Source organism: Microbacterium croceum, assembly GCF_023091245.1.
In the GTDB taxonomy this organism is placed as follows: domain Bacteria; phylum Actinomycetota; class Actinomycetes; order Actinomycetales; family Microbacteriaceae; genus Microbacterium; species Microbacterium croceum.
Window position 1 is genome coordinate 585,102 of the sequence record NZ_JAHWXN010000001.1, and the last position, 22,604, is coordinate 607,705.

Genomic DNA, 22,604 nt, shown 5'->3' on the forward strand with positions numbered 1-22,604 from the left:
ATCTACTGGACTCATGTCCAACGATAACAGAGCGGCCGAGATTGCCTCCGCCCTGCAGCGGAGGATCGCCGACGCGCCTTCGGGTGAGAAGCTGCCCGGCGTCCGGGAGCTCTCCAGGGAGTTCCAGGCCAGCGCGGCGACCATATCTGCGGCGCTCTCCCGATTGAGTGCGCTGGGTCATGTGCGTGCCGAGCCTGGCCGAGGGACTTTCGTGGCTCAGCGCCAACATCTGGCGGCGCCGGACTTCTCGTGGCAGTCGCAGGCTCTCGGACCTGTCCGCGTCGATGCCGACCGCGCATCTCGCCTGGGCGGATACGGCACCCCCGAGCACATTCCGCTCTCGTGGGGCTACCTCGCACCCGAACTCCTGCCCAACGACGAGCTCCGACGCATCAGCGCTCGCGCGGCCAAGGGCGATCGCGCGTGGGCGATGACCCCGCCTGCCGGATCCCCTGAACTCCGACGGATCCTCGCCGCCGAGTATCGAGTCGATCCGAACGATGTGCTCGTCGTCTCCGGTGGGCAACAAGGTCTCGTCTTCGCGATGCGTACTCTCGCCGAACCAGGATCCACGGTGATCACCGAGAGCCCGAGCTACCCCGGCGCGATCCTCGCCGCACAGAGCGCCGGACTCACCTTGGCGTCGGTACCCGCCGACGCCGATGGAATCCTGGTGGACCGCCTTGCGGACGAGCTCGAACGCACTCGCGCGCGGATCATCTACCTCCAGCCGAGCTTCGCGAACCCTACCGGGACGGTCCTCAGTCGTGAGCGCCGCGCGCTGATACTCGAGCTCGCAGCCCGACACGGCGCCTTCGTCATCGAGGATGACTGGGCTCGACACCTCAACATCGATGGGCCGACGCCGTCCCCCCTCATCACCGAGGATCCTCACGGGCACGTCGTGACGGTGCTCACCCTGTCCAAACCAGCATCACCAGGACTCAGGATCGGAGCGGTCATCGCACGTGGTCCGGCGGGAGCACGGCTGCGCGCATCCCGCACCGCTGACGACCTCTGCGTCGCCCCCCTCGTGCAGGAGATCGCACAGAGTCTTCTCTCCTCGAGTGTCTGGCCGCGGCACCTCAAGCGTCTGGGTGTCGAACTCGCCGCCCGGCGTGATGCGGTGGTCTCGGCAATCAACACCGCCATGCCTGCCGGTCGCATCCAGGCGATCCCCCGCGGTGGCATCCATCTCTGGGTGCGGTTGCCGCAGGGCGCGGACACGCGGGAGATCACAACCGCGGCCTACGCCGCCGGAGTGCTGGTCGGCGATGGGCGGCACTTCTTCGTGAACGAGCCGCCCGCGCCGTTCCTCCGGCTGTCCTACGGCGCCGCCACCCCACCGCAGATCGTGGAGGGCGTCAGGAGACTCGCCGAGTTGATCCCCGAGGATCCATCCGGGCGGGGGCTCGACGTGGTGGACGACGTGGTCTAGACGAGGCGGCGACTCCGGGTGACTCGACTCCCTCCACAGGTGTTAACAACTCTGTTAACAACTCCGAGGGGCGTGGAAGAGGCGAGAGTCGCCGAGTCATCCTGCCGAAGATGAGCGCGGCAGCCGACGGATTCGGGCGTTGTGCACCGCGATCGCGACCAGCGCGACGCCCGGACCCGCCACCACGATCGCGAGCGCCCACCATACGGAGGTCTGGCCGACCAATACGGCGCCCAGGACGGTCAGACCGGCACCGAGCGCGCGCATGGCCACCGAACCGTGGGGTTGTGTCGCGGGCCGCGTCCCATACGGAATCCGGACGTCGCGGTTCGCGCGCAGGGTGGCCAGAAGAGCTGCAAGGAACAGGACCACTCCGGCGAGAGCGGTCGCGATGCCGAAGACGTTCATGCGCTCGACGGTATCAACCGCACCGGCTCGACGCGAGACGCGGTCGGGGCCTGAACGGCTGGGAGCACCTGGCCGCGAGCCAGGTGTACGGCGTCGAGGGAGGAGCCTACGTTCTCGCGGCGGCGAACCGCTCCTTGGTATCGGCATCCGCGACGTAGACGACGAGCTGGATCTCGGTCTGGTCCGAGGGGCGCAGCTGGTGGTGCTCGAAGACCAGTCGTCCGAGCTCCGGATGCTGGAACACCCGCTCGCGGGACTGGAATCCGCGGATGTCGTGGCTCTCCCAGCGCTCCCGGAACTCCGGGCTCGCCTCCACCAGGCGCGAGACGAGGTCGCGGTAGCGGGGGTCTCCCAGGCGGGGGCCGGCCTCGGCGCGGAACTCGGCCAGGAAGCGGCGACTCGTGACATCCCAGTCGTCGAGCAGCGAGCGCACATACGGATCGGTGAAGATCAGCCACAGCAGGTTGCGCTGTTCGGGCGGGGTCTGCGCCACGTTGGGGTACAGAGCCTCGTAGGCCGCATTCCACCCGGCGACGCCCCAGTCGGGCGCGAGAGCGTACGCCGGATGCTCATCGAGCGCGTCGAGGAACCGCTGCACGTGGGCGGGCGCGGTCTCGACGGCCGCTCCTCCGCCCGGGCGTGCGGGGGCGAAACCGGCGAGCGTCAGCACGTAGTCGTGTTCCGTGACCGTGAGGTGCAGTGTGGTGGCGACGGCATCCAGCACCTGGCGGGAGGGGTTGATGTCGCGTCCCTGTTCGAGCCAGGTGTACCAGGTGACGCTGACGCCGGAGAGGTAGGAGATCTCCTCGCGGCGCAGGCCGACCGTGCGGCCGCGTCCGGCGGGAGGGAGCCCGAAGGCGGCGCGATCGAGGTGCTCGCGGCGGGCGCGCAGGAAGGCGCCGAGTTCCCTCCGCTGTTGCTCGTCGCTCGCCATGGATACAAACCTAGTGCTCTCACTACTAGTGTCAGCGCCGTCTTCCTTCGAGTGCGGGCAGGCGCCAGGGTGGAAGAATGCCCACCCCTCTTCGCTCCCGTACCGTCACGCACGGCCGCAACGCCGCAGGAGCCCGTGCCCTGTTCCGCGCTGCCGGCGTCAACCCCGCCGACTTCGGCAAGCCGATGATCGCCGTCGCGAACAGCTTCACCGAGTTCGTCCCCGGTCACACCCACCTGCAGCCCGTCGGGCGCATCGTCTCCGACGCGATCTCCGCCGCGGGCGGCATCCCGCGTGAGTTCAACACGATCGCGGTCGACGACGGCATCGCGATGGGCCACGGCGGGATGCTGTACTCGCTCCCCTCGCGCGACCTGATCGCCGACTCCGTCGAGTACATGGTCAATGCGCACCAGGCCGACGCGCTGGTCTGCATCTCGAACTGCGACAAGATCACCCCCGGCATGCTCATGGCCGCGCTGCGCCTGAACATCCCGACCGTCTTCGTCTCGGGCGGCCCGATGGAGGCTGGTCGCGCGACTCTGGTCGACGGCTCCGTGCGCACGCTCGACCTGGTCGACGCCATCTCCGAAGCCGCGAACGACACCGTCTCGGATGCCGACATGAAGCGCATCGAGGAGAACGCCTGCCCGACCTGCGGCTCGTGCTCCGGCATGTTCACCGCGAACTCGATGAACTGCCTCGTGGAGGCGCTCGGCCTCGCCCTGCCGGGCAACGGCTCGGTGCTCGCCACCCACACCGCCCGCCGCGCGCTGTACGAGAAGGCCGGTGAGGTCGCGGTCGAGATCACCCGCCGCTTCTACGAGGACGACGACGCCTCGGTGCTGCCACGTGAGGTCGCGAGCTTCGCGGCGTTCGAGAACGCCATGGCGCTCGACATCGCGATGGGCGGATCGACCAACACGATCCTGCACCTGCTCGCCGCGGCCCACGAGGCCGGCATCAGCTTCGGTCTCGACGAGATCGACGCGGTCTCGCGCCGCGTGCCCTGCCTCGCGAAGATCGCGCCGAACCCGGCCTCGGGCCGTATGTACTACATGGAGGATGTGCATCGCGCCGGCGGCATCCCCGCAGTCCTCGGCGAGCTGCGCCGCGGCAACCTGCTCGACGAGAACGTCAGCACCATCCACTCCCCCTCGTTCGCTGCCTGGCTGGACGACTGGGACATCCGCGGGGGCAAGGCGACGGATGCCGCGATGGACCTCTGGTATGCGGCCCCCGGCGGGGTGCGCTCGTCGAGCGCGTTCTCGCAGTCCGAGCGCTGGGCGGCCCTGGATGAGGATGCCGCGACCGGCTGCATCCGCGATGTCGAGCATGCCTACTCGGTCGACGGCGGTCTCGCCGTGCTCCGCGGCAACCTCGCTGTCGACGGCGCCGTGGTGAAGACCGCCGGCGTCGACCCCTCGATCCTGGTGTTCTCCGGTCCCGCCGTGGTGTGCGAGTCGCAGGAGGAGGCGGTGGCGAAGATCCTCGGCAAGAAGGTGCAGCCGGGCGACGTGGTCGTCATCCGCTACGAAGGCCCCCAGGGCGGCCCCGGTATGCAGGAGATGCTGCACCCGACCTCGTTCCTCAAGGGTCGTGGGCTCGGCAAGGTGTGCGCCCTCATCACGGACGGCCGCTTCTCTGGCGGCACGTCGGGGCTGTCGATCGGCCATGTCTCCCCCGAAGCGGCCGCCGGCGGCGTGATCGCCCTGGTGCAGGACGGCGACATCATCGACATCGACATCCCTTCGCGCTCCATGTCGCTGCAGGTCAGCGAGGCCGAGCTCGAGGAGCGCCGTGCCCGCCTGCTCGAGGGCACCGGCTATCAGCCCGTCGACCGTGCCCGGCCGGTGTCGCTGGCGCTGCGGGCGTATGCGGCGATGGCGACCTCGGCCGACCGCGGTGCCGTGCGCGACGTCGAGAAGGTCGAGCGCGCCCTGCGGGCGCAGGAGCTGCAGAGCGCTGCCGCTCTCGTCTGACCGACCCTGCTCGCTGAGGGGTCGCAACACGCCGCGAGTACGCGCGGGCGCACGGCGTGTTGTGACCCCTCACGTGGGTGAGGTTGGAAGCGTGCGGGTGACCGGGCGCTCGCCGTCCGGGACGAAGAGGTGCAGGATCTCGACCGCCAGCTGATCGGCCGGCCCGAACCAGTGCGGGAGTGAGGAGTCGAACTCGACCTGCTCCCCCGGTTCGAGCAGGTGCTCCTCGCGTCCGATGACCAGCCGCAGGTGTCCGGCGAGCACGTGGATCCAGGCATGACCCCGGTGGCTCGCCAAGACGGGCTCCCGTGGCCCCAGCACGTGCTTGAACGCCTGCACACGGCCGGGGTGCTGGGTCAGCGGCACGGCGACTCCGCCCGTGCCGAGTCGCTGCGGTTCGAGGTTCACCCGTGGATCCCCGGTCTCGGGTGCCCCGATGATCCGGTCCAGTGAGACGGCGAAGGCGCGGGCGAGGGGGATCAGCGCGTCCAGCGTCGGCTGCCGGTGTCCGGTCTCGATCCGCGACAGCGCGCTCACCGAGAGGCCGGAGAGCGCTGCGACCTCGGCCAGGGTCAGCTGTCGTGCCGAGCGCAGCCGTCGCAGCCGGGGGCCGATCGCTTCCAGCACGGCGGCGGTATCGGCATCCATGCTCGCCATCTTTGCAGAATCCGCAAACGAGCTGGATGTCGACGGCTCCGTGGTTCGACGATGGAGTCCGCTCGCGACGCACGCGGGGCGGGAAGGAGCTGCATCATGACCGTACGACGTTCCTCCTCTGCGAGCACCCGATGAGGGCGCTGCTGCTGGGCGCCCGCGGCGCGGTCGGCACCGTGATCCGGCGCGAGCTCGAGCGAGCCGATCACACCGTGACTGCGGCCAGTCGCGCTGAGGCGGGCGGGGTGCGTATCGACCTGCGCGGAGACCTCGCGCCTCTGGCCGCTCTCGCTGGCGAGCATGACGTGGTGATCAACGCCTCCGGCATCGAGCGTCCTGAGCTCGCGACCGCGACAGCGCGCACACCCCTGGTCGACATCTCGGCAACCGGGAGCTATCTCGCCGCGCTCCGGGATGCCGCGCGCGGACTCGTGGTGCTCGGTGCCGGGCTCGCCCCCGGACTGACGACGGTGCTCGCCGCTGCGCTCGACACGCGTCCGCGCGACCAGATCGACGTGCTCGTGATGCTCGGCAGCGGGGAGAAGCACGGGCCCGCCGCTGTCGCCTGGACGGCGGGCCTCGTCGGCACCGACATCCACCTGCCGCCGGACGCCGGGAAGGTGCGCAACTTCCGCACGAGCGTGCGTGCCGAGGGTCCGGACGGTCGCACCAGGCGCTATCTGCGGGCGGACTTCCCCGACCACATCCTGCTGGCACCGACCGGGTCGCCCGTCATCCGCTCGTACCTCACACTGGGCTCGGCGGCGATGACGGCATCCCTCGATCTGGTCGGACGCCTGCCCGCCCTGCGCGGGGTGCTCTCGATCGCCCCGCATGTCGGCGGCGAAGACTGGCATGTGGTCGCTCGCAATCGTCGCACGGGCGAGCGTCGACAGGCTGCCGGCTCGGGTCAGTCCGAGGCGACCGGCCGGCTCACCGCCCTCGCCGCCGTCCGCATCGCCGGCTCCACGCGCGGCACGGCCACGATGGCCGACCTGGTCTCGGCCGACGAGGTCGAGGCTGTACTGGCGTGAGGGGTCAAGACACGCCGCGCCAGAGCTCCTTTCCACGGCGTGTTCTGACTCCTCACGCGGGAGAGTTCGAGTCGACCGGACGGGATCAGATCGTCGAACCGGGGTGCGTGGCCGTCGAGCGTCGGGGGATGAGCTGCATCGGGATCACGACGCTCTCGTACGCGCGCGTGCGATCGCTCAGGCGGGCGACAGCGAGGCGAGCGGCCTGACGGCCCAGTGCCTCGACGTCGCCGGTGACGACGCTGATGCCGAGTACCTGCGCCCACTCCGGCTCGTCGAAGCCGATCACTGCGGGTGAGGCCTCGGGGTGCTCGGCGATCTCCTCCATCACACCGAGGAGGATGCGGTTGTTCCCCGCGACCACCGCGGTCGGCGGGGTCTCCAGCGCGAGCAGGTCACGCATGCACTCCCGCGACGATGGCACGTCGTGCGCGTCGGTGCGCAGCAGCTCTCGCCACCCCGAGCTGTGACCGTCGAGCACGTCGCCCATGCCGGCGAGGCGCTGGCGATACGTGGGCAGCCAGGCGTAGTCGCCGATGAAGGCGATGCGGTGGTGGCCGGCGTCGATCAGGTGCCGGGCGGCCAGGCGTCCCCCCTCGCGGTTGTCGAAGACGACCGAGTCCGCGTCGAGGTTCTCGGCCGGACGGTCGACGAAGACCACGGGGATGCCGCGGGCCTGCAGTTGCGCGTAGTCGGAGTGGTCGGTCATGGCGGAGACCGTGATCACGGCCTTGGTCTGGCGGTCGGCGAGGTCGTGGGCGACGCGCTGCTCCTGCTCGGCGGACTCTCGGGAGTTCGCGACCGAGAGGTGCATGCCGCGGGGACGGATCTCGTCTTCGATGGCCTGTGCGAGCGCGGAGTAGAACGGGTTGGTGAAGTCTCCGGTGATCAGTCCGATCGACTCGGCGAGGCGTCCGCTGGCCAGCAGGCTCGCGGCGGCGTTGCGCTGATAGTCGAGCTCGGCGGCGGCGGCCAGCACGCTGGCGAGCGTCTTCGCGCTCACGTACGACTCGCCGCCGAGGGCTCGGGATGCCGTCTTCAAACTGACGCCCGCGCGGGCGGCGACCTGCGCGAGCGTCGGCCGCGGCGTCGCCTCGTCGTCTGTGCGTGTCATGCGTCCCCCTCGCCCGCCGGGGGCGGATAGCTCATTATCGCGGTCGGTCGCTGCGAGATGCACCTTCCCTGCACGACGAACGCTGTGGTAGCGTCCTCATCATATGACAGCGATGTCATATCGTCACGCGGTCTCATCGGGAGACCCGCGGCAGACGGACGACACACAGCAGTGGAGTTTGAGGAGCAACCATGAGGGTCCCCAGCCCGAGGAATGCACGACCCGCCCGCCGATCATGGGCGGCAGCCGGCATCGCGGTGACGGTGAGCCTGGCCATGCTGACGCCGGTCCAGGCGTCCGCCGCGGCAGGTTCGACGTTCGCGTCATCGTTCGAGTCGGCTGATGCGGCGCCCGCGCTGACCGGCACCGGCAACGCGATCAACGTCACCGGCAGTCAGTTCGCCCCCGGCAGCGTGCTCGGCGGCGTCACCGCCGTCACGGCATCCGCCCAGAACACCCCGAACGAAGGCGCGGCCTTCGTCGCCGACGGCAACGCCTCCTCGAAGTGGCTCGCCTTCACGAACAAGGCGTGGGTGCAGTACCAGCTCGCGCAGCCCCAGCCCATGGTGCGCTACACGCTCACCTCCGGCAACGATGAGCCCGACCGCGACCCGAAGGACTTCCGGGTGCAGGGCTCGAACAACGGCACCGACTGGGTGACCGTCGACGAGCGCAGCGGCGAGCTGTTCAGCGGCCGCGGCGAGACCCGCACCTTCACCCTCGCGACACCGAGCGAGGCGTACACGTATTACCGCCTCGACGTGCTCGCCACCAAGACTCCCAGTAAGAACATCGTGCAGTTGGCCGGGTGGGAGCCGATCGCCGTCGATGGCGCGACGCCAGAGCCCGCCGACCTCAAGCTGCAGATCGGCAACGGCCCCACCAGCTCCGACACGGCCAAGACCGGTGTCGGCTTCACCGGCACGAAGGCGCTGCAGTACACCGGACGCCACCTCGCCGCCGGCCCCGCCTCGTCGACCAGCGTCCTGTACGACGACGTCGATCTCGCGGTCGCGGATGACAGCGAGCTGTCGTACCTCGTCTTCCCGGTGCTCGACGGCGAGCAGACCTACGCCGCCACGTTCGTCGCGGTCGACCTGACCTTCGACGACGGCACGTCGCTCTCCACCAGTGGTGCCGTCGACTCCTACGGTTACGGCGCGAACGCGCGGCAGCAGGGTCAGGCCAATGTGCTGTGGCCGAACCAGTGGAACAAGGTGACGGTCGATCTCGGCCAGTTCGCCGGACGCACGGTCGACGACATCCTCTTCACGTACGACCACCCCGGCACCGACGTCACGGGCGTCGAGGTGCCCACCGGCGACACCGCCTTCAGCGGATGGCTGGATGACGTCGCGATCGGTGCAGCGGAGGAGCTCGACACCACCGACGGACTCGTCTCGTACGTCGACACCCGTCGTGGCACGAACTCGACCGGCGGATTCTCGCGCGGCAACAACCTGCCGGCGACCGCGTGGCCGAACGGCTTCAACTTCATCACCCCGATGACCAACGCCGACAACGTCGGAACGATCTACCAGTACCAGCGCGCCAACAACGCGCAGAACCTGCCGGCTCTGAACGGCATCGGCTTCTCGCACCAGCCCAGCATCTGGATGGGCGACCGCAACCAGATCGCCGTGCTGCCCGCCGCGAACGCCAACCCCACGTCGTCGCTGAACGACCGCAAGCTCACGTTCCACCACGAGAACGAGACGGCACGGCCCGACATCTACGGCGTCGAGTTCGACAACGGCATCAACACCGAGGTCACCGCGACCGACCACGGCGCGATCTACCGCTTCGAGTTCACCGGCGACGCCAGCTCCGTGCTGATCGACCAGCTCGTGAACAGCTCGAAGCTCACCATCTCGGGTGACACCGTGAGCGGATGGGTCGACGGCGGATCCGGCTACCCGGGTCGCACGCGCATGTTCGTCTACGGCACGTTCGACCGCGAGCCCACGGCATCCGGTGCGACCACCCGTGGCGACCGCAACGGCACCGCACGCTACGCGGCGTTCGACACCACCACCGACCGCACGGTCGAGCTGCGTCTGTCGTCGTCGTTCATCTCGCAGGACCAGGCGAAGGCCAACCACGGCTTCGAGCTCGAGGGCGTCTCGTTCGACCGGGCTCACAAGGCGGTCCGCGATGCGTGGAACGAGCGGCTCGGCGTCGTGCATGACGTCAAGGGCGCGAGCGACACCCAGCTGGTGACGCTGTACTCGAGCCTGTACCGCCTGAATCTGTACCCCAACTCGCAGTTCGAGAACACGGGCACGGCCACCAAGCCGGTCTACAAGTACGCCAGCCCGGTCTCCGCGACCAGTGGATCGGCGACCGACACGCAGACGAACGCGAAGATCGTCGACGGCAAGATCTATGTCAACAACGGCTTCTGGGACACGTATCGCACGGCCTGGCCGCTGTACTCGCTGCTCTACCCCGACGTGACCGAGGAACTGGTCGACGGTTTCGTGCAGCAGTACCGCGACGGCGGATGGGTCGCGCGGTGGTCCTCTCCGGGCTACGCCGATCTCATGACCGGGACGAGCTCCGACGTCGCGTTCGCCGATGCCTACCTCGCCGGTGCGCTCAGCACCGACACTGCACTCGAGGCGTATGACGCCGCGGTCAAGAACGCCACCGTGCTGCCGGAATCCAACGCCGTCGGTCGCAAGGGGCTCGGTCAGTCGATCTTCCTCGGCTACACCGAGGCGAGCACCCATGAGAGCGCGTCGTGGGGGCTCGAGGGCTACATCAATGACTTCGGCATCGCCGAGATGGCGAAGGCCCTCTCGGAGGACCCGAAGACGCCGTCCGACCGCGTCGCGCAGCTGAAGGAGGAGGCGACCTACTTCGAGGCACGTGCCGAGCACTACGTCGAGATGTACAACCCCGAAGCGGGTACGTTCACCTCGCGCAACGCAGACGGCAGCTGGACCTCCGGCGCCGACTTCGACAAGAAGGCCTGGGGCGGTGCCTTCACCGAGGCCAGCGCCTGGACCTTCGGGTTCCACGCGCCCCACGACGTCGACGGCCTCGCCGCGCTGTACGGCGGACGCCAGGGGCTCCTTGACGTGATGCACGACTTCCTCACCACTCGCGAGAAGGCGGACTACTCCGGCATCCACGAGGCTCGGGAGGCGCGCGACGTGCGCCTGGGCATGCTCGGTATGTCGAACCAGATCGCGCACCACATCCCCTACGTGCTCGCCGAGGCGGGCGACCCCTCCGGAGCGCAGGAGCTGATCCGCGACATCCAGGACCGTCTCTTCGTGGGTTCCGACATCGGCCAGGGCTACCCGGGCGATGAGGACAACGGCGAGTTCTCGGCCTGGTACGTGTTCTCGGCCCTCGGCTTCTACCCGCTCGAGGTGGGATCGGGGAATTACACCATCGGCACGCCGCTGTTCGACAGCGCGACGCTCTCGATCGGTGACACGGACCTGGTCATCAACGCTCCAGGAGCGTCGACGGGCAAGGACTACGTCGCCGGGGTCAGCGTCAACGGCACGGCCATCGACTCCACCACGTTCGACGGAGACCTGGTGCGCGAGGGAGGAACTCTCGACTTCACGATGAGCGCTGAGCCGTCCGCGTGGGGTGCCAAGGACCTCGGCGAGAAGCTGGAGGTTCCCACCACGCTGGTCGACGCCACGAAGGTCGGCCGCGGCACGCTCACGGCCACCGACGGAACGCCCGTCGGCTCGCTGGCCGACGACAACATGAACTCCAAGGTCACGTTCGCGGGCGACTCGACCGAGCTGGTGTGGACCTCGCAGTCCGGACCGGTCTCGATCGGGCAGTACACGCTGACCAGTGCCGCGAAGGCGGATGCCCCGTCGAGCTGGACGCTGGAGGGATCGGTCGACGGCACGACGTGGACCGAGATCGACAGCCGCGAGGGCGAGACGTTCACCTGGGACACCCAGACCCGGCCGTTCACGGCTCAGAACGCGGATGGCTTCACGAGCGTGAAGCTCACGCTGACGTCGAAGAGCGAGGCGCTGTCGCTGTCGGAGGTCGAGCTGTTCGCCTCGGCGTCGGATGCCGACGGACTCCAGATCTCTGCCGGCGCCCCGCAGCGGGTGAAGGTCGACACCGAGTTCACCGGTTCGCTCGCGACGATCGTCGGCACCGAGACGGAGGCCTCCGGCTACACCGTCACGGTCGACTACGGCGACGACACCGAGGTGACCGACGTGAAGCTGGTGCGCGACGACCTGGGCGGCTGGAAGGTGAGCGCACCGCACACCTTCACGGCTCCCGGCACCTACTCGGCCGGCATCACGGTGCGCGACTCGAGCGGCGCGGTGGCCCAGACCACCGCGACCGTCACGGTCTACCGTGATGAGACGCTGGTCGGTGCCTTCAACAACGTCTGCATCGGCGACCTGGGCGTCACCGCGGCCAACTGCGATTCGCAGGGTCACGGCTACTACCGCGACAAGCTCGCCGCGGACGGGTTCGTGCAGGGCGAGACCCTGACGATCCCGGGCACCGAGCTGACGTACGACCTCCCGGCGGTGGCTGCGGGTGCGCCCGACAACATCACCGGCGAGGGTCAGACCGTGCGTCTGTCGCTCGGCGTCGGTGCCACGCAGCTCTCCTTCGTCGGAACGGCGACCGAGAGCAACCGCGATTCGCAGGCCGTGCTGCACTTCACCGACGGCAGCACGCAGACGGTGACGATCAGCCTGGGCGACTGGGTCGGAGCGTCCGGCAACCCGTACAAGCAGAACACCGTGCTGACGATCTCGGAGGGCCGTCTCTCCGGAACGGGGGCGGAATCGGGAGGAGCCAAGAACACGGCGATCTTCGCGACCGCGCCGATCACGCTCGATGTCGATGACAAGGGCGCGCCCAAGATCGTCGAGTCGCTGACGATGCCGAAGGAGCCGGGTTCGTTGAACGACGGACGCGTGCACATCTTCGCCATCGGCTCCGACGGCGACCGCTCGGCCGCCGCACCGCTGAACGTCGAGGCCGGCACCGTATCGGGTCAGATCGCCGGCGAGGCGTTCGACGCGACGCTCGCCACGGTCACCGGCGGTGCCGGAGACAGCACCGCGATCGTCAACTGGGGTGACGGTTCTCCCGTCACCGCGGTCGAGGTCGAAGACGGCGCCGTCGCCGCAGACCACACCTACGCCACGGCGGGTACCTTCACGGTGACCGTCACGGCGGACGACGGTGTGCAGTCGGCGGAGGCGACGCTCGAGATCGCGGTCGAGGAGCCGGAACCCGAGTACGCCCCGGAGATCGCGGCACCCGACGAGGCGCACCCTGGCGACGCGGTCGAGATCACCGGCACCGGCTTCGCCCCCGGCGAGAACGTGTCGATCCGCATCGACGACGAGGAGCCGGTGGTCGTGAAGGCCGATGACGACGGCGCGATCCGCGGCGACATCGTGGTGCCCGCGTATGCGGTGGACGGCGATCACCCCGTGGTGGCGCTGGGCGACGTCTCGAACGTCGAAGCCCGGACGTCACTCCGGGTCACCGCCGAGACCTCGGCCCCGGAGAGCACCTCGGTGGCCCTGGCCGCGGGCTCGGACGATCCCGTCGCCGGAGAATCGGTCGCACTCACCGCGACGGTCACCCCGGCCGACGCGGCGGGCAAGGTCGACTTCTTCGAGGGTGACACCGTGGTCGGTTCGGCCACCGTCACTGCGGGTACCGCGACCGCCGACGTGCTGATCGCGACCTCGGGTACGCACACCTTCGTGGCACGGTTCGTGCCGTCCGACCCGGAGGCCTACCGCGGCTCCGAGTCGGCACCGCTCACGCTCGAGGTCCGCGGCACTCCGGTGCTGGAGGCCGAGATCGTGATCGGGGCGAAGAGCGTGGTGCAGGGCGGTAGCGTCGAGGTCATCGGTCGTGGCTTCGCCTCGGGCGAGAGCGTCTCCTTGACGCTGCACTCCGACCCGATCAGCCTCGGAGAGGTCACGGCGGACGGCACCGGAGCGTTCCGGGTGCAGGTGACCGTGCCGGCATCCGCTCCGGTGGGCGATCACACGCTCATCGCGCAAGGCGCTGACTCCGGTCTGAGCGCCGAGGGTGCGCTGCGCGTGACCGCGGCGGCATCCGGTGGCGGCGACGGACTGGCCGGGACGGGCGGAGCGATCCCCCTGACGCTCATCAGCCTGCTGCTGGTCCTGCTGGCCGCCGGTGGCGTGCTCGTCCTCCGACGGCGCCGCGTGGAGTCCTGACCCCCAGGGACTCCGACCCGAGACCGCCCTCCCCATCCCCGGGGAGGGCGGTCTCGTGTCTCCTCCCTCGTGAGGGGTCAAGACACGCCGCGCCCTGGCGTCCGCCTAGGGCGCGTCGTGACCCCTCACGCGAGTGAGATCAGACGACGGTGAGCCTGTGCGGCGCGACGTTCAGGCGCTCGCACCCGTCGGCGGTCACGACGACGATGTCCTCGATGCGTGCACCCCAGTCGCCGGCGAAATAGATGCCGGGCTCGATGCTGAACGCCATGCCCTCGCGCAGCACCAGATCGTTGCCGGGGGCGATGTACGGCTCCTCGTGCACCGAGACACCGATGCCGTGACCGGTGCGGTGCAGGAACGCCTCCCCCAGTCCCGCGGCGGAGAGCACGTCACGGGCGGCGGCATCGACCTGTGCGGCTGTGGCTCCTGGGCGCGCGGCATCGACCGCGGCCTGCTGTGCGCGCACGAGCACCGCGATGCGTTCGGCGGCCTCCGTCGAGGGCTCCCCCACGGCGTACGTGCGCGTGCTGTCGGAGTTGTAGCCGCTGGGCACCGCGCCCCCGATGTCCACCACGACGACGTCGCCGTCCTGGATCACCCGGTCCGAGACCTCGTGATGCGGATCCGCGCCGTTCGGACCCGAGCCCACGATCACGAACTCGACCGTGCGGTGTCCTTCGGCCACGATCGCCTCGGCGATGTCCGCGGCCACCTCGCGCTCGGTCCTGCCCGCCCGCAACAACTCCGGAACGCGCCGGTGCACGGCGTCGATGGCGTCACCGGCACGGCGCAGCTCCGCGATCTCGGCGGCATCCTTAATCATGCGGCTCTCGCGCAGCACGGGGGTCGCGAGTTCGAGCGTGACGCCCAGCCGCTGCCCGATCGGGATCACATGCAGCGCCGGAAGCGCATCCGAGACCCCGACGCGCGTCACGGCGCCCAGTGCCTCGGCGACCAGGTCGTAGGCGTTCTCGCCGTCGACCCAGTCCGCGAGGCGCAGGCCGAGTTCGCCGACCGCGGTCGAGCGCACCTTCGCCAGCTCCATGCGCGGCACCACGACAGTCGGAGCGAGGCCTGGTCCGAGCACGAGCGCGGTCAGTCGCTCGATCGTGTCGCCTTCGACGCCCACCAGGTACTGCAGGTCCGGGCCGGGACCGACGATGATCGCGTCGAGTCCGGCATCGGCGGCGAGGGCGGAGGCGCGGTCGAGGCGGGCGGCGTACACGGCTGAGGAGAAGGGCAGAGTGCTCACGGCGTCCACGCTACTGCGCGCTCTCGCCGGTGTCTCCGCCCTTCTCGTGCCGACCGGTATCGTCAGCTGATCGCGAGACGAATGCGCTCTGCGAGCAGCTTTCGGTTCGCAGATGTCAACTCGAGCAGGGCGTACGCCGTCGGCCACATCGTGCCGTCGTCGAGGTTCGAGATGGGCTCGAAGCCGAAGGTTCCGTAGCGCACTTTGAACTTGCTGGCCGGCTGGAAGAAGCAGAGCACCTTGCCGTCCTTGCCCCAGGCAGGCATCCCGTAATAGGTGCGCGGCACGAGGTCGGGGGCGACCTCTGTCACCAGCTCGTGCAGCGCGGTGGCGAGCTTCTTGTCGTTGTCGTCGGAGAGCTTGTCGACGGCGGCCTTGAGGTCGGCTTCACCCTCGGCACGCTGCTCCTCGGGAGTCTTCTTCGCGCGGGACCGCCGGGCCTTGGCCTCCTTGGCCGCTGCCTGCATGGCCTCGCGCTCTTCGGCACTGAAGTTCTTCTCGTTGTCGGCCACGGCCGTTCCTTTCGCGATGCGATCTGTGATGCCTTCAGAGTACGGATGCCGCCGCGCGCCGTGCTTCTCGATTCGTGATCGATCGGAACGGGCTGTGGTCTGACTCACAGACGTCGAGGGCCGGTATCCGGGGCTAGGGTGAAAAGCATGGACCTGCGTGTCGCGGCATACGCGGTCGTCACGGACGACGACGGCCGGCTGCTGCTCGCGCGCTGGACCGAAGGACGCCGGGTGGCCTGGACGATGCCCGGTGGTGGGCTCGAACCGGGCGAGCCGCCGGAGGACGCAGTGCGTCGCGAGCTCCGCGAGGAGACGGGCTACAGCGTCAAGGTCGGAGAGCTGCTGGGCGTGCACTCCCGGGTGATCCCGGCCACACAGCGCGTGCAGAAGGCGGCGGAGCCGTTGCACACCCTGCGCATCGTCTACCGCGCACAGGTGACCGGCGGCAGACTGCGGTTCGAGACCGACGGCTCGACCGACATGGCCGAGTGGTTCTCACGCCGGGCGGTCGCCGATCTGCAGCGGGTGAAGCTGGTCGACATCGCCATGCGGATGGCCGGGATCTACTGATCGGTCAGTCCCGACGCTCCTCCGGAACGGAGATGTCGGCGACTGTGGCGCCGTAGGCGGCGATCAGATCGTCCGCGTCGACGAACAGGCTGTAGCCGTGAGCTCCCGCGCCCATGGCGATGCGCTGTCCGACGATCGACTCGTCTGCGTAGATCGGCCAGTCCGTGGTGCTGCCGATGGGTACGATCGTGCCGCGTTCGTACCCGGTCGCGGCCAGTGCGAGCTCAGGTTCGGGCAGCCGCAGCTTGTTCACGCCGACGAGGGCGCGCAGCTTCGGCCACGAGATCGAGCGCCCACCGGGGATGAGAGCGAACAGGTAGGTGTCATCCGCGCGCTTGACGACCAGGGTCTTCACGATGCCGGACGGGTGGATGCCGAGCAGTTCGGCGGCCTCGAACAGGCTGTTCGCCGCGGGGCGCTCCCGGATGTCGATCGTCAGGCCGCGTGCCGCCGCAGCGTCGCGAACCCGGGCGTGCTGATCGCCCCCGTCACCCGAAGGTGCGGAGGCGGGATCAGAGGCGGTCACGCGTCGGGAGCGGACAGCGGGTCATCGGCGACCCAGAGCTCGTCGTCGGCACGAAGTGCCTGCCATGCCGCGTACAGCACGCCGGCGGCGGCTGCGACACCCAGGATGATCGCGACGACCGAGCCGAGGCCGGGTCCGCTCTTCTGGGGCTTGGCGGCCTTGCGCACCTGCTTCTCGATGCCGAGGCGCTTGGCGTTCGCGACGTCCCACGCGGTCAGTGCGCTGCCGACGACACCGCCGACGATCGGGACGACCTTGTCGTCGACGACGTGCTTGCCGATCTTCACACCACGGTCCACCACCGGGGCGACCCGGCGGTTGTAGGTGTCCTGGACCACGGGCAGCACCTGCTCGCGACCGAGGCTGCCGAGCTGGCGGCTCGCCTCGCGGGCAACATCGGCGGCGTGTCCGACCAGAACCTGCTGCGACTCCCAGAGCTGGGTCGCGTCGTTCTGCAGTCGGCGCAGTTCCTTCTTCCGCTTGCGGCTGAGGCTCACGATGTTCTCCTGTCGATTGGAGGTGCGGGTTCCCCATCTTGCCAGAAGAGGCTGGATGCGAGGCGGGAAAACACCTCCCCTTGCCAAGTCGCAGGGTACGCGGTACCTTCTCGTCCCCGTTCGGGAGCGGCAACAAAGCCAACACATGGGAAGCTCTGCGAGAATGAGGGCATGCCTCACGCCTCTCATGTCGCAACCCTGCACACCAACCACGGTGACATCGTCATCAACCTCTTCGGTGACCACGCCCCGAAGACGGTCAAGAACTTCGTCGGCCTCGCCGACGGCACCCAGGAGTGGACGCACCCCGCCACCGGCAAGCCCGGCGAGGGTCCCCTCTACAAGGACGTGGTCTTCCACCGCATCATCCCGAACTTCATGATCCAGGGCGGCGACCCGCTTGGACAGGGCGTCGGCGGTCCCGGCTACAACTTCGACGACGAGATCAACAACGAGCTGAACTTCAACGCTCCCTACATCCTCGCGATGGCCAACGCCGGCCTCCGCCGCAACGCCATCACGGGCAAGCCCGAGGGCACCAACGGGTCGCAGTTCTTCATCACCACCGACCCGACCCCGTGGCTCCAGGGCAAGCACACGATCTTCGGCGAGGTCGCCGATGACGCCTCCAAGGCCGTCGTCGACGCGATCGGTGCCGTCGCCACCGGCCCGGGTGACCGCCCCATCAAGCCGGTCGTGCTGCACTCGATCGACATCGTCGCGGCCTGACGACAGCTTCGGCCGATCCGGATGTCGACGCCTGAGTTCACGAGCAATCGCGACAACTTCTGCTACCGGCATCCGGATCGGCAGAGCTTCGTGCTCTGCCAGCGCTGCCTGCGCACCATCTGCCCGGAGTGCCAGACGCCGGCACCGGTCGGGGTCATCTGCCCCGAGTGCATGAAGGAGCAGCGCAAGAACCGCACCCCCGCGCAGAAGCGCGCCGAGCGTCGCTGGGGCGGCGGTGGATCCGTCACCGCGGTGCGCAGTGGCGCGCCGGTCGTCACGTACGCACTGCTCGCGATCACCTCGTTCATCGGGCTGGTGCAGTTGATCCCGGGCATGGATGGCCCGATCAAAGAGGCGCTCTGGTTCTACGCGCCATACCTCTATCCGAACCTCTTCGCGGTTCCCTTCGAGCCCTGGCGGCTGCTCACTGCTCTGTTCGTGCACGGAAGTTTCGTGCACCTGGCGCTGAACATGCTGGCGCTGTGGATGCTGGGTCAGAGCCTCGAGCCGATGCTCGGCCGTGCCCGCTACCTCGCGCTGTATCTGATCAGCGGCCTGGGCGGCTCCGTCATGGTTGCGCTCATCGCTCCCGGCTCTCCCACGGTGGGAGCATCCGGAGCCATCTTCGGTCTGATGGCAGCGCTGCTGATCATCGGCCGCCATATCGGTGCGAACGTCACCGGGATCCTCGTGATCCTCGGCATCAACTTCGCCTTCGGTTTCTTCGCCGGCGGCATCTCCTGGCAGGCGCACCTCGGCGGAGCGATCGTCGGCGCCCTGGTGGCCTTCATCTTCACCAGGACCAAGCGCCGCGAACAGCGGATCTGGCAGATCGTGCTGCTTGCCGCCACCGCCGTCGCGCTGCTCGTGGTCGTGTTCCTCGTTCCCCCACTGCTTCTTCTGTCCTGATCCCGAGTTGTTAACAGGGTTGTTAACCCCTGTGAATAACACCGGTGTAATTCTCCCCAGGCTGTGGAGAGAACTGTGGATAACTTGTTGAGGGCCTGTGGGGTCCTGGGGAGGGGCAAAAACGAAGGGCCCCTCGCTGTGCGAGGGGCCCTTCGGGAGGTGCGGGTGGCGGATCAGCGCCAGCGGGTGGTCATCAGGAAGCCGATCAGGGCGATGCCCAGGCCGATCGCCAGGTTCCAGTTGTCGAGTCCCGGGATCGGGAACTGCATCCCCGAGATGTAGAACACGAGGATCCACGCCAACCCCAGCAGCATGAAGCCGATCATCACCGGCTTGAACCAGACGGCGTTCGGAGCCGCCTCGCCCTCGGCGCGCTCGACGACGGGCTCTTCACTCTTGCGCTCTCGTGCCATTCCGTCATTGTACCCAAGAGTGCTGTCTCGAATCGATGTCGGTTGCTCCCGCCCTCGGCTTCCGTTCAGCCCGGGGCGATAAGATCGCGCCCATGACTGCATCCGTCGCGCCTGGGGGGCGACGTTCGCATCGCTCCCGACCGCGGTCTCGGGCGACATTCGCGAGCGTCCTCGGGGAGCTCCTGCTCACCGCCGGTGTGCTCGTGCTGCTGTTCGTCTCCTGGCAGATGTGGATCGGCGACATCATCATCAGTGCTCAGAAGAACGAGGAAGGCGCCGCGGTCTCCGCGCAGCTCGCTCAGGCAGAGGCACCCGAGCTTCCTCCACTGGTCGCGGCCGACGACGGCACGACGACCTACGAGCCGGTCATCCCCGCCGCCCCGGCCGACACGGAGTGGCTCGCGCAGATGCACATCCCGCGGTTCGGCGCGGACTACAACGTGGGCATCTACGGTGGCACCAGCCGTGCGCGCACCCTCGACGACCTCGGCATCGGCGTCTACACGAACTCGAAGATGCCCGGCGAGGTCGGCAACTTCGCGATGGCAGGTCACCGCACCACGTGGGGCAAGCCGTTCAACCAGCTCGACAAGCTGCAGCTGAACGATGCGATCGTGGTCGAGACACGCGACGGCTGGTTCACCTACCGCTTCCGCACGCTGGAGTACGTCAAGCCCACCCAGACCGACGTGCTCGCCGACGTGCCGCAGATGCCCGAGGTGCAGACGGGGGAGCGCTACATCACCCTCACCGCATGCTCGCCGCTGTACTCGCTCGCCGAGCGCATCGTCGCCTACGGGGTCTTCGAGAGCTTCCAGCCCCGGGCCGAGGGTCCGCCCAAGGCACTGACCGACCCGCCGCCACCCCCGGCCGCACCGTCGGTATAGGTTGTGGAAAGCGACGAGGGAGAAGACTGATGTATGCCGGACTCTGGCGCCTGCTGCCCGGCCCCTGGTGGGTGCGGCTGCTGATCGTGCTGATCGTGGTCTCCGCCGTGCTCTACGCCCTCTTCTACTATGTGTTCCCCTGGGTGAGCCCGATCGTGTCCCCTGGTGAGATCGACCTCGAATGATCCGGGTGCTCGTGGTCGACAACCACGACAGCTTCGTGCACACTCTGGTCGGCTACCTGCGGCAGCTCGGTGCCGAGGCCACGATGATCGAATCGGATGCCGTCGACTCCGCCGGACTCTCGCAGCTGCTGCCTGCCTTCGACGCCCTGATGCTCTCGCCTGGCCCTGGTTCTCCGGCTGACGCCGGGGTCTCGCTCGAGGCGGTACGGATCGCCGCACGCACGCGGCTGCCGTTGCTCGGCGTCTGCTTGGGGCACCAGGTGATCGGTGCGGCCTTCGGAGCGCGCGTGACCGAGGCGTCCGAGCTCATGCACGGGATGGCCTCACCGGTGCATCACGACGGCTCGTTGCTGTTCGCCGGGCTGCCGTCTCCCTTCGATGTCGGTCGCTACCACTCGCTCGCCCTCGCCGAGGCGGACCTGCCGGCGGAGCTGAGAGTGACGGCGCGCACCGAGAGTGGCACGGTCATGGGGATCTCGCATGTGGACCTGCCCGTCCACAGTGTGCAGTTCCACCCCGAGAGCGTCCTCACCGAGGGCGGCTATCGGCTGCTCGCCAACTGGCTCGACTCCCTCGGCGATACCTCTGCCGTCGAGCGTGCGGAGGCGCTGCACCCGCTGTCGCGCTGAGTCCTACTCGCCGGTGCAGTACCGCAGTTCGACAGCTGATCCGATCGGCACGTCGCCAGGGGCCGCCGACATCGACATGACGGTGGGCGGGTCGGTCGCGGGGCAGTCCGGTGATTCGACGGGGGTCGGGGTGAGTCCGAGCGATTCGAGGTTCGTGGTCGCCGCAGCGAGCGTCCACCCCGCGAGGTCGGTGAGAGTGACCTTTCCGCTGGCGACGACCAGGTTGATGACGGTGCCCGGGGCGACCTCGGCATCTTCCTTCTCGCTCGCGGAGATCACGGTGTCCGCCGCGATCGACTTGTCATTGCGTTGGATCACCGTGCCCAGTTCGAGTCCGGCCGCGGTCAGGGCCTTCTTCGCGTTCGCGAGCGACATGCCCTCCAGCTGGGGCACGGTCGACGTCTCGACGCCGGACGACACATAGAGGGTGACCGTGTCGCCCTCGCTGACCGTCTCTCCGGCCTCGGGATCGGTGCGGATCACGTTGCCCTCGGTGATGTCGGTACTCGTCTCGACCACCAGTTTCGTCGTGAGATCCAGATCCGACAGGTCGGACTGTGCCCGTTCGGACGAGACGTTCACCAGATTCGGGACCACGCGGGACGTGGTGGGCACCTCGGGAGGACGCATGCTGATGGTCCAGACCCAGAACAGCACGGAGGCGAGGAGTACGGCGAGAAGAGCGACGCCCGCCCAGATCCACGCCACGGGCGGCCCCGACTGCGTGCGGGCCATGGTCGTATCGGTGCTGAGCTGTCGCAGGGAGCGCGCGGTCTCCTGCGCCTGGCGCGGGCTCGGGCCGTACAGCTCGCTGGTGAGCGCCCCCAGCTCTTTGCGGCTCGGCGCGTGGCCGCTGACCGCATTGTCGAGCGCGGCGCGGAAATGCGCGGCATCCGGGTAACGCTGGTACGGATCCTTCGCGAGTGCGCGCAGCACCACCGGGTCGAGGGCGCCAGGGGCGTCTTCGTTGACCTCGGTCGGAGGGACCGGCGTCTCGCTCACGTGCTGATAGGCGACGGCGACCGGCGACTCGCCGCGGAACGGCTGTCGTCCGGTGAGCAGTTCGTAGAGCACGACGCCGGTCGAGTACAGGTCGGCGCGTGCATCGACCGGCTCGCCCTTCGCCTGCTCCGGCGAGAAGTAGGCGGCAGTGCCGATGATCTGCGTGGTCTCGGCCACGGTCGACGACGAGTCGGACACCGCGCGAGCGATGCCGAAGTCCATGACCTTGACCTGGCCCTTCTCGGTGACCATGACGTTGCCCGGCTTGATGTCGCGGTGCACGACACCTGCCCGGTGCGAGTAGTCGAGCGCCTCGAGGATGCCGTCGGTGTAGCGGACAGCATCCTCCACCGGCACCGGTCCTGCCGCGATGATGTCCTTCAGCAGCGTGCCGCTGATGAGTTCCATCACGATATAAGGAGGCTCGTCCGAGGAGCTGTCGGTGTTCGAGGGATCGCCGGCGTCGTACACGCGCACGATCGACGGATGCGACATCCGCGATGCAGCCTGGGCCTCGAGACGGAAACGCGTGCGGAACGCGGTGTCCTTGGCGAGTTCGGGGTCGAGGATCTTGATCGCGACCTCGCGACCGAGCGTCAGATCCTGGCCGCGGTAGACCTTGGCCATCCCCCCGCGCCCGATGAGCTCGCCGACGCGGTACCTACCCGCGAGAACGCGTGGCTCTGTGGACACGTACTACCCCCTGGC

20 protein-coding genes are annotated in these 22,604 nt (G+C 68.6%); 10 read left to right on the forward strand and 10 right to left on the reverse strand.

Annotated elements, in window-relative coordinates:
• The first annotated feature begins 13 nt into the window (after positions 1-13).
• Positions 14-1,438 (forward strand): aminotransferase-like domain-containing protein, encoded by a 1,425-nt coding sequence (locus KZC51_RS02720; protein ID WP_247628482.1) that lies wholly within the window; start codon positions 14-16, stop codon positions 1,436-1,438.
• 96 nt (positions 1,439-1,534) lie between these two features.
• On the opposite strand, the gene KZC51_RS02725 is transcribed toward KZC51_RS02720, so the two are convergent.
• Together KZC51_RS02725 and KZC51_RS02730 are read right to left on the reverse strand one after the other, a co-directional pair.
• Positions 1,535-1,846, reverse strand: coding sequence for a hypothetical protein (locus KZC51_RS02725; RefSeq protein WP_247628483.1), 312 nt, complete (start codon positions 1,844-1,846; stop codon positions 1,535-1,537).
• Between the two features lie 106 nt (positions 1,847-1,952).
• Positions 1,953-2,780, reverse strand: a complete 828-nt coding sequence (locus KZC51_RS02730) for a helix-turn-helix transcriptional regulator (RefSeq protein WP_247628484.1) — start codon at positions 2,778-2,780, stop codon at positions 1,953-1,955.
• Positions 2,781-2,857: 77 nt separating this feature from the next.
• On the opposite strand from KZC51_RS02730, the gene ilvD reads away from it, so the two are divergent.
• Positions 2,858-4,762, forward strand: a complete 1,905-nt coding sequence (ilvD, locus tag KZC51_RS02735) for a dihydroxy-acid dehydratase (RefSeq protein ID WP_247628485.1) — start codon at positions 2,858-2,860, stop codon at positions 4,760-4,762.
• Between the two features lie 69 nt (positions 4,763-4,831).
• Here ilvD and KZC51_RS02740 read toward each other — a convergent pair whose 3' ends face one another.
• Positions 4,832-5,410, reverse strand: a complete 579-nt coding sequence (locus KZC51_RS02740) for a helix-turn-helix domain-containing protein (RefSeq protein WP_247628486.1) — start codon at positions 5,408-5,410, stop codon at positions 4,832-4,834.
• A gap of 35 nt (positions 5,411-5,445) precedes the next feature.
• Between KZC51_RS02740 and KZC51_RS02745 the strand changes: the two genes are divergently transcribed.
• On the forward strand, positions 5,446-6,450 hold the full coding sequence (locus tag KZC51_RS02745; RefSeq protein WP_247628487.1) for a saccharopine dehydrogenase family protein: 1,005 nt from the start codon (positions 5,446-5,448) through the stop codon (positions 6,448-6,450).
• 85 nt (positions 6,451-6,535) lie between these two features.
• On the opposite strand, the gene KZC51_RS02750 is transcribed toward KZC51_RS02745, so the two are convergent.
• Entirely contained in the window at positions 6,536-7,564 is a 1,029-nt protein-coding gene (locus KZC51_RS02750) for a LacI family DNA-binding transcriptional regulator (RefSeq protein WP_247628488.1), read from the reverse strand.
• A 191-nt stretch (positions 7,565-7,755) separates the two neighbouring features.
• Between KZC51_RS02750 and KZC51_RS02755 the strand changes: the two genes are divergently transcribed.
• Entirely contained in the window at positions 7,756-13,782 is a 6,027-nt protein-coding gene (locus KZC51_RS02755; RefSeq protein WP_247628489.1) for a GH92 family glycosyl hydrolase, read from the forward strand.
• A 139-nt stretch (positions 13,783-13,921) separates the two neighbouring features.
• Here KZC51_RS02755 and KZC51_RS02760 read toward each other — a convergent pair whose 3' ends face one another.
• Together KZC51_RS02760 and KZC51_RS02765 are read right to left on the reverse strand one after the other, a co-directional pair.
• Positions 13,922-15,037, reverse strand: a complete 1,116-nt coding sequence (locus KZC51_RS02760; RefSeq protein WP_247628490.1) for a M24 family metallopeptidase — start codon at positions 15,035-15,037, stop codon at positions 13,922-13,924.
• Between the two features lie 62 nt (positions 15,038-15,099).
• Entirely contained in the window at positions 15,100-15,549 is a 450-nt protein-coding gene (locus KZC51_RS02765) for a DUF1801 domain-containing protein (protein ID WP_247628491.1), read from the reverse strand.
• Positions 15,550-15,696: 147 nt separating this feature from the next.
• Here KZC51_RS02765 and KZC51_RS02770 point away from each other — a divergent pair, with 147 nt between their 5' ends.
• Positions 15,697-16,119, forward strand: coding sequence for an NUDIX hydrolase (locus KZC51_RS02770; protein ID WP_247628492.1), 423 nt, complete (start codon positions 15,697-15,699; stop codon positions 16,117-16,119).
• A gap of 4 nt (positions 16,120-16,123) precedes the next feature.
• Here KZC51_RS02770 and KZC51_RS02775 read toward each other — a convergent pair whose 3' ends face one another.
• The gene (locus tag KZC51_RS02775) at positions 16,124-16,645 is read right to left on the reverse strand and encodes an aminoacyl-tRNA deacylase (protein WP_372491746.1); all 522 of its coding nucleotides are present in this window, start codon (positions 16,643-16,645) and stop codon (positions 16,124-16,126) included.
• Complete coding sequence (locus KZC51_RS02780) at positions 16,642-17,142, reverse strand: DNA helicase (protein ID WP_247628493.1); 501 nt, start codon at positions 17,140-17,142, stop codon at positions 16,642-16,644. The genes KZC51_RS02775 and KZC51_RS02780 overlap by 4 nt, the downstream gene beginning before the upstream one ends.
• A gap of 171 nt (positions 17,143-17,313) precedes the next feature.
• Between KZC51_RS02780 and KZC51_RS02785 the strand changes: the two genes are divergently transcribed.
• Positions 17,314-17,871: a peptidylprolyl isomerase gene (locus KZC51_RS02785; protein WP_247628494.1), complete on the forward strand. Its 558-nt coding sequence runs from the start codon at positions 17,314-17,316 to the stop codon at positions 17,869-17,871.
• Between the two features lie 21 nt (positions 17,872-17,892).
• Positions 17,893-18,780, forward strand: coding sequence for a rhomboid family intramembrane serine protease (locus tag KZC51_RS02790; protein WP_247628495.1), 888 nt, complete (start codon positions 17,893-17,895; stop codon positions 18,778-18,780).
• A gap of 173 nt (positions 18,781-18,953) precedes the next feature.
• On the opposite strand, the gene KZC51_RS02795 is transcribed toward KZC51_RS02790, so the two are convergent.
• On the reverse strand, positions 18,954-19,193 hold the full coding sequence (locus KZC51_RS02795) for a cell division protein CrgA (RefSeq protein WP_029264180.1): 240 nt from the start codon (positions 19,191-19,193) through the stop codon (positions 18,954-18,956).
• A 92-nt stretch (positions 19,194-19,285) separates the two neighbouring features.
• Here KZC51_RS02795 and KZC51_RS02800 point away from each other — a divergent pair, with 92 nt between their 5' ends.
• From KZC51_RS02800 to KZC51_RS02810, 3 genes are read left to right on the forward strand one after another with little or no spacing between them, the layout of a single operon-like run.
• A complete protein-coding gene (locus KZC51_RS02800; protein ID WP_247628496.1) occupies positions 19,286-20,080 on the forward strand; it encodes a class E sortase in 795 nt (264 codons plus the stop codon).
• A gap of 29 nt (positions 20,081-20,109) precedes the next feature.
• Entirely contained in the window at positions 20,110-20,265 is a 156-nt protein-coding gene (locus tag KZC51_RS02805; protein WP_247628497.1) for a DUF5313 domain-containing protein, read from the forward strand.
• Positions 20,262-20,894: an anthranilate synthase component II gene (locus KZC51_RS02810; RefSeq protein WP_247628498.1), complete on the forward strand. Its 633-nt coding sequence runs from the start codon at positions 20,262-20,264 to the stop codon at positions 20,892-20,894. Before KZC51_RS02805 ends, KZC51_RS02810 begins: the two co-directional genes overlap by 4 nt.
• A gap of 3 nt (positions 20,895-20,897) precedes the next feature.
• Here KZC51_RS02810 and pknB read toward each other — a convergent pair whose 3' ends face one another.
• Positions 20,898-22,589 (reverse strand): Stk1 family PASTA domain-containing Ser/Thr kinase, encoded by a 1,692-nt coding sequence (gene pknB, locus KZC51_RS02815; protein WP_308194282.1) that lies wholly within the window; start codon positions 22,587-22,589, stop codon positions 20,898-20,900.
• Between the last annotated feature and the right edge of the window lie 15 nt (positions 22,590-22,604).

Bases quoted from the DNA above. Each gene is read 5' to 3' on its own strand.
- KZC51_RS02720 (WP_247628482.1), top strand. From the start codon at position 14: ATGTCCAACGATAACAGAGCGGCCGAGATTGCCTCCGCCCTGCAGCGG.
- KZC51_RS02725 (WP_247628483.1), bottom strand. From the start codon at position 1,846: ATGAACGTCTTCGGCATCGCGACCGCTCTCGCCGGAGTGGTCCTGTTC.
- KZC51_RS02730 (WP_247628484.1), bottom strand. From the start codon at position 2,780: ATGGCGAGCGACGAGCAACAGCGGAGGGAACTCGGCGCCTTCCTGCGC.
- ilvD (WP_247628485.1), top strand. From the start codon at position 2,858: ATGCCCACCCCTCTTCGCTCCCGTACCGTCACGCACGGCCGCAACGCC.
- KZC51_RS02740 (WP_247628486.1), bottom strand. From the start codon at position 5,410: ATGGATGCCGATACCGCCGCCGTGCTGGAAGCGATCGGCCCCCGGCTG.
- KZC51_RS02745 (WP_247628487.1), top strand. From the start codon at position 5,446: ATGTCGACGGCTCCGTGGTTCGACGATGGAGTCCGCTCGCGACGCACG.
- KZC51_RS02750 (WP_247628488.1), bottom strand. From the start codon at position 7,564: ATGACACGCACAGACGACGAGGCGACGCCGCGGCCGACGCTCGCGCAG.
- KZC51_RS02755 (WP_247628489.1), top strand. From the start codon at position 7,756: ATGAGGGTCCCCAGCCCGAGGAATGCACGACCCGCCCGCCGATCATGG.
- KZC51_RS02770 (WP_247628492.1), top strand. From the start codon at position 15,697: ATGGACCTGCGTGTCGCGGCATACGCGGTCGTCACGGACGACGACGGC.
- KZC51_RS02785 (WP_247628494.1), top strand. From the start codon at position 17,314: ATGCCTCACGCCTCTCATGTCGCAACCCTGCACACCAACCACGGTGAC.
- KZC51_RS02790 (WP_247628495.1), top strand. From the start codon at position 17,893: ATGTCGACGCCTGAGTTCACGAGCAATCGCGACAACTTCTGCTACCGG.
- KZC51_RS02795 (WP_029264180.1), bottom strand. From the start codon at position 19,193: ATGGCACGAGAGCGCAAGAGTGAAGAGCCCGTCGTCGAGCGCGCCGAG.
- KZC51_RS02800 (WP_247628496.1), top strand. From the start codon at position 19,286: ATGACTGCATCCGTCGCGCCTGGGGGGCGACGTTCGCATCGCTCCCGA.
- KZC51_RS02805 (WP_247628497.1), top strand. From the start codon at position 20,110: ATGTATGCCGGACTCTGGCGCCTGCTGCCCGGCCCCTGGTGGGTGCGG.
- KZC51_RS02810 (WP_247628498.1), top strand. From the start codon at position 20,262: ATGATCCGGGTGCTCGTGGTCGACAACCACGACAGCTTCGTGCACACT.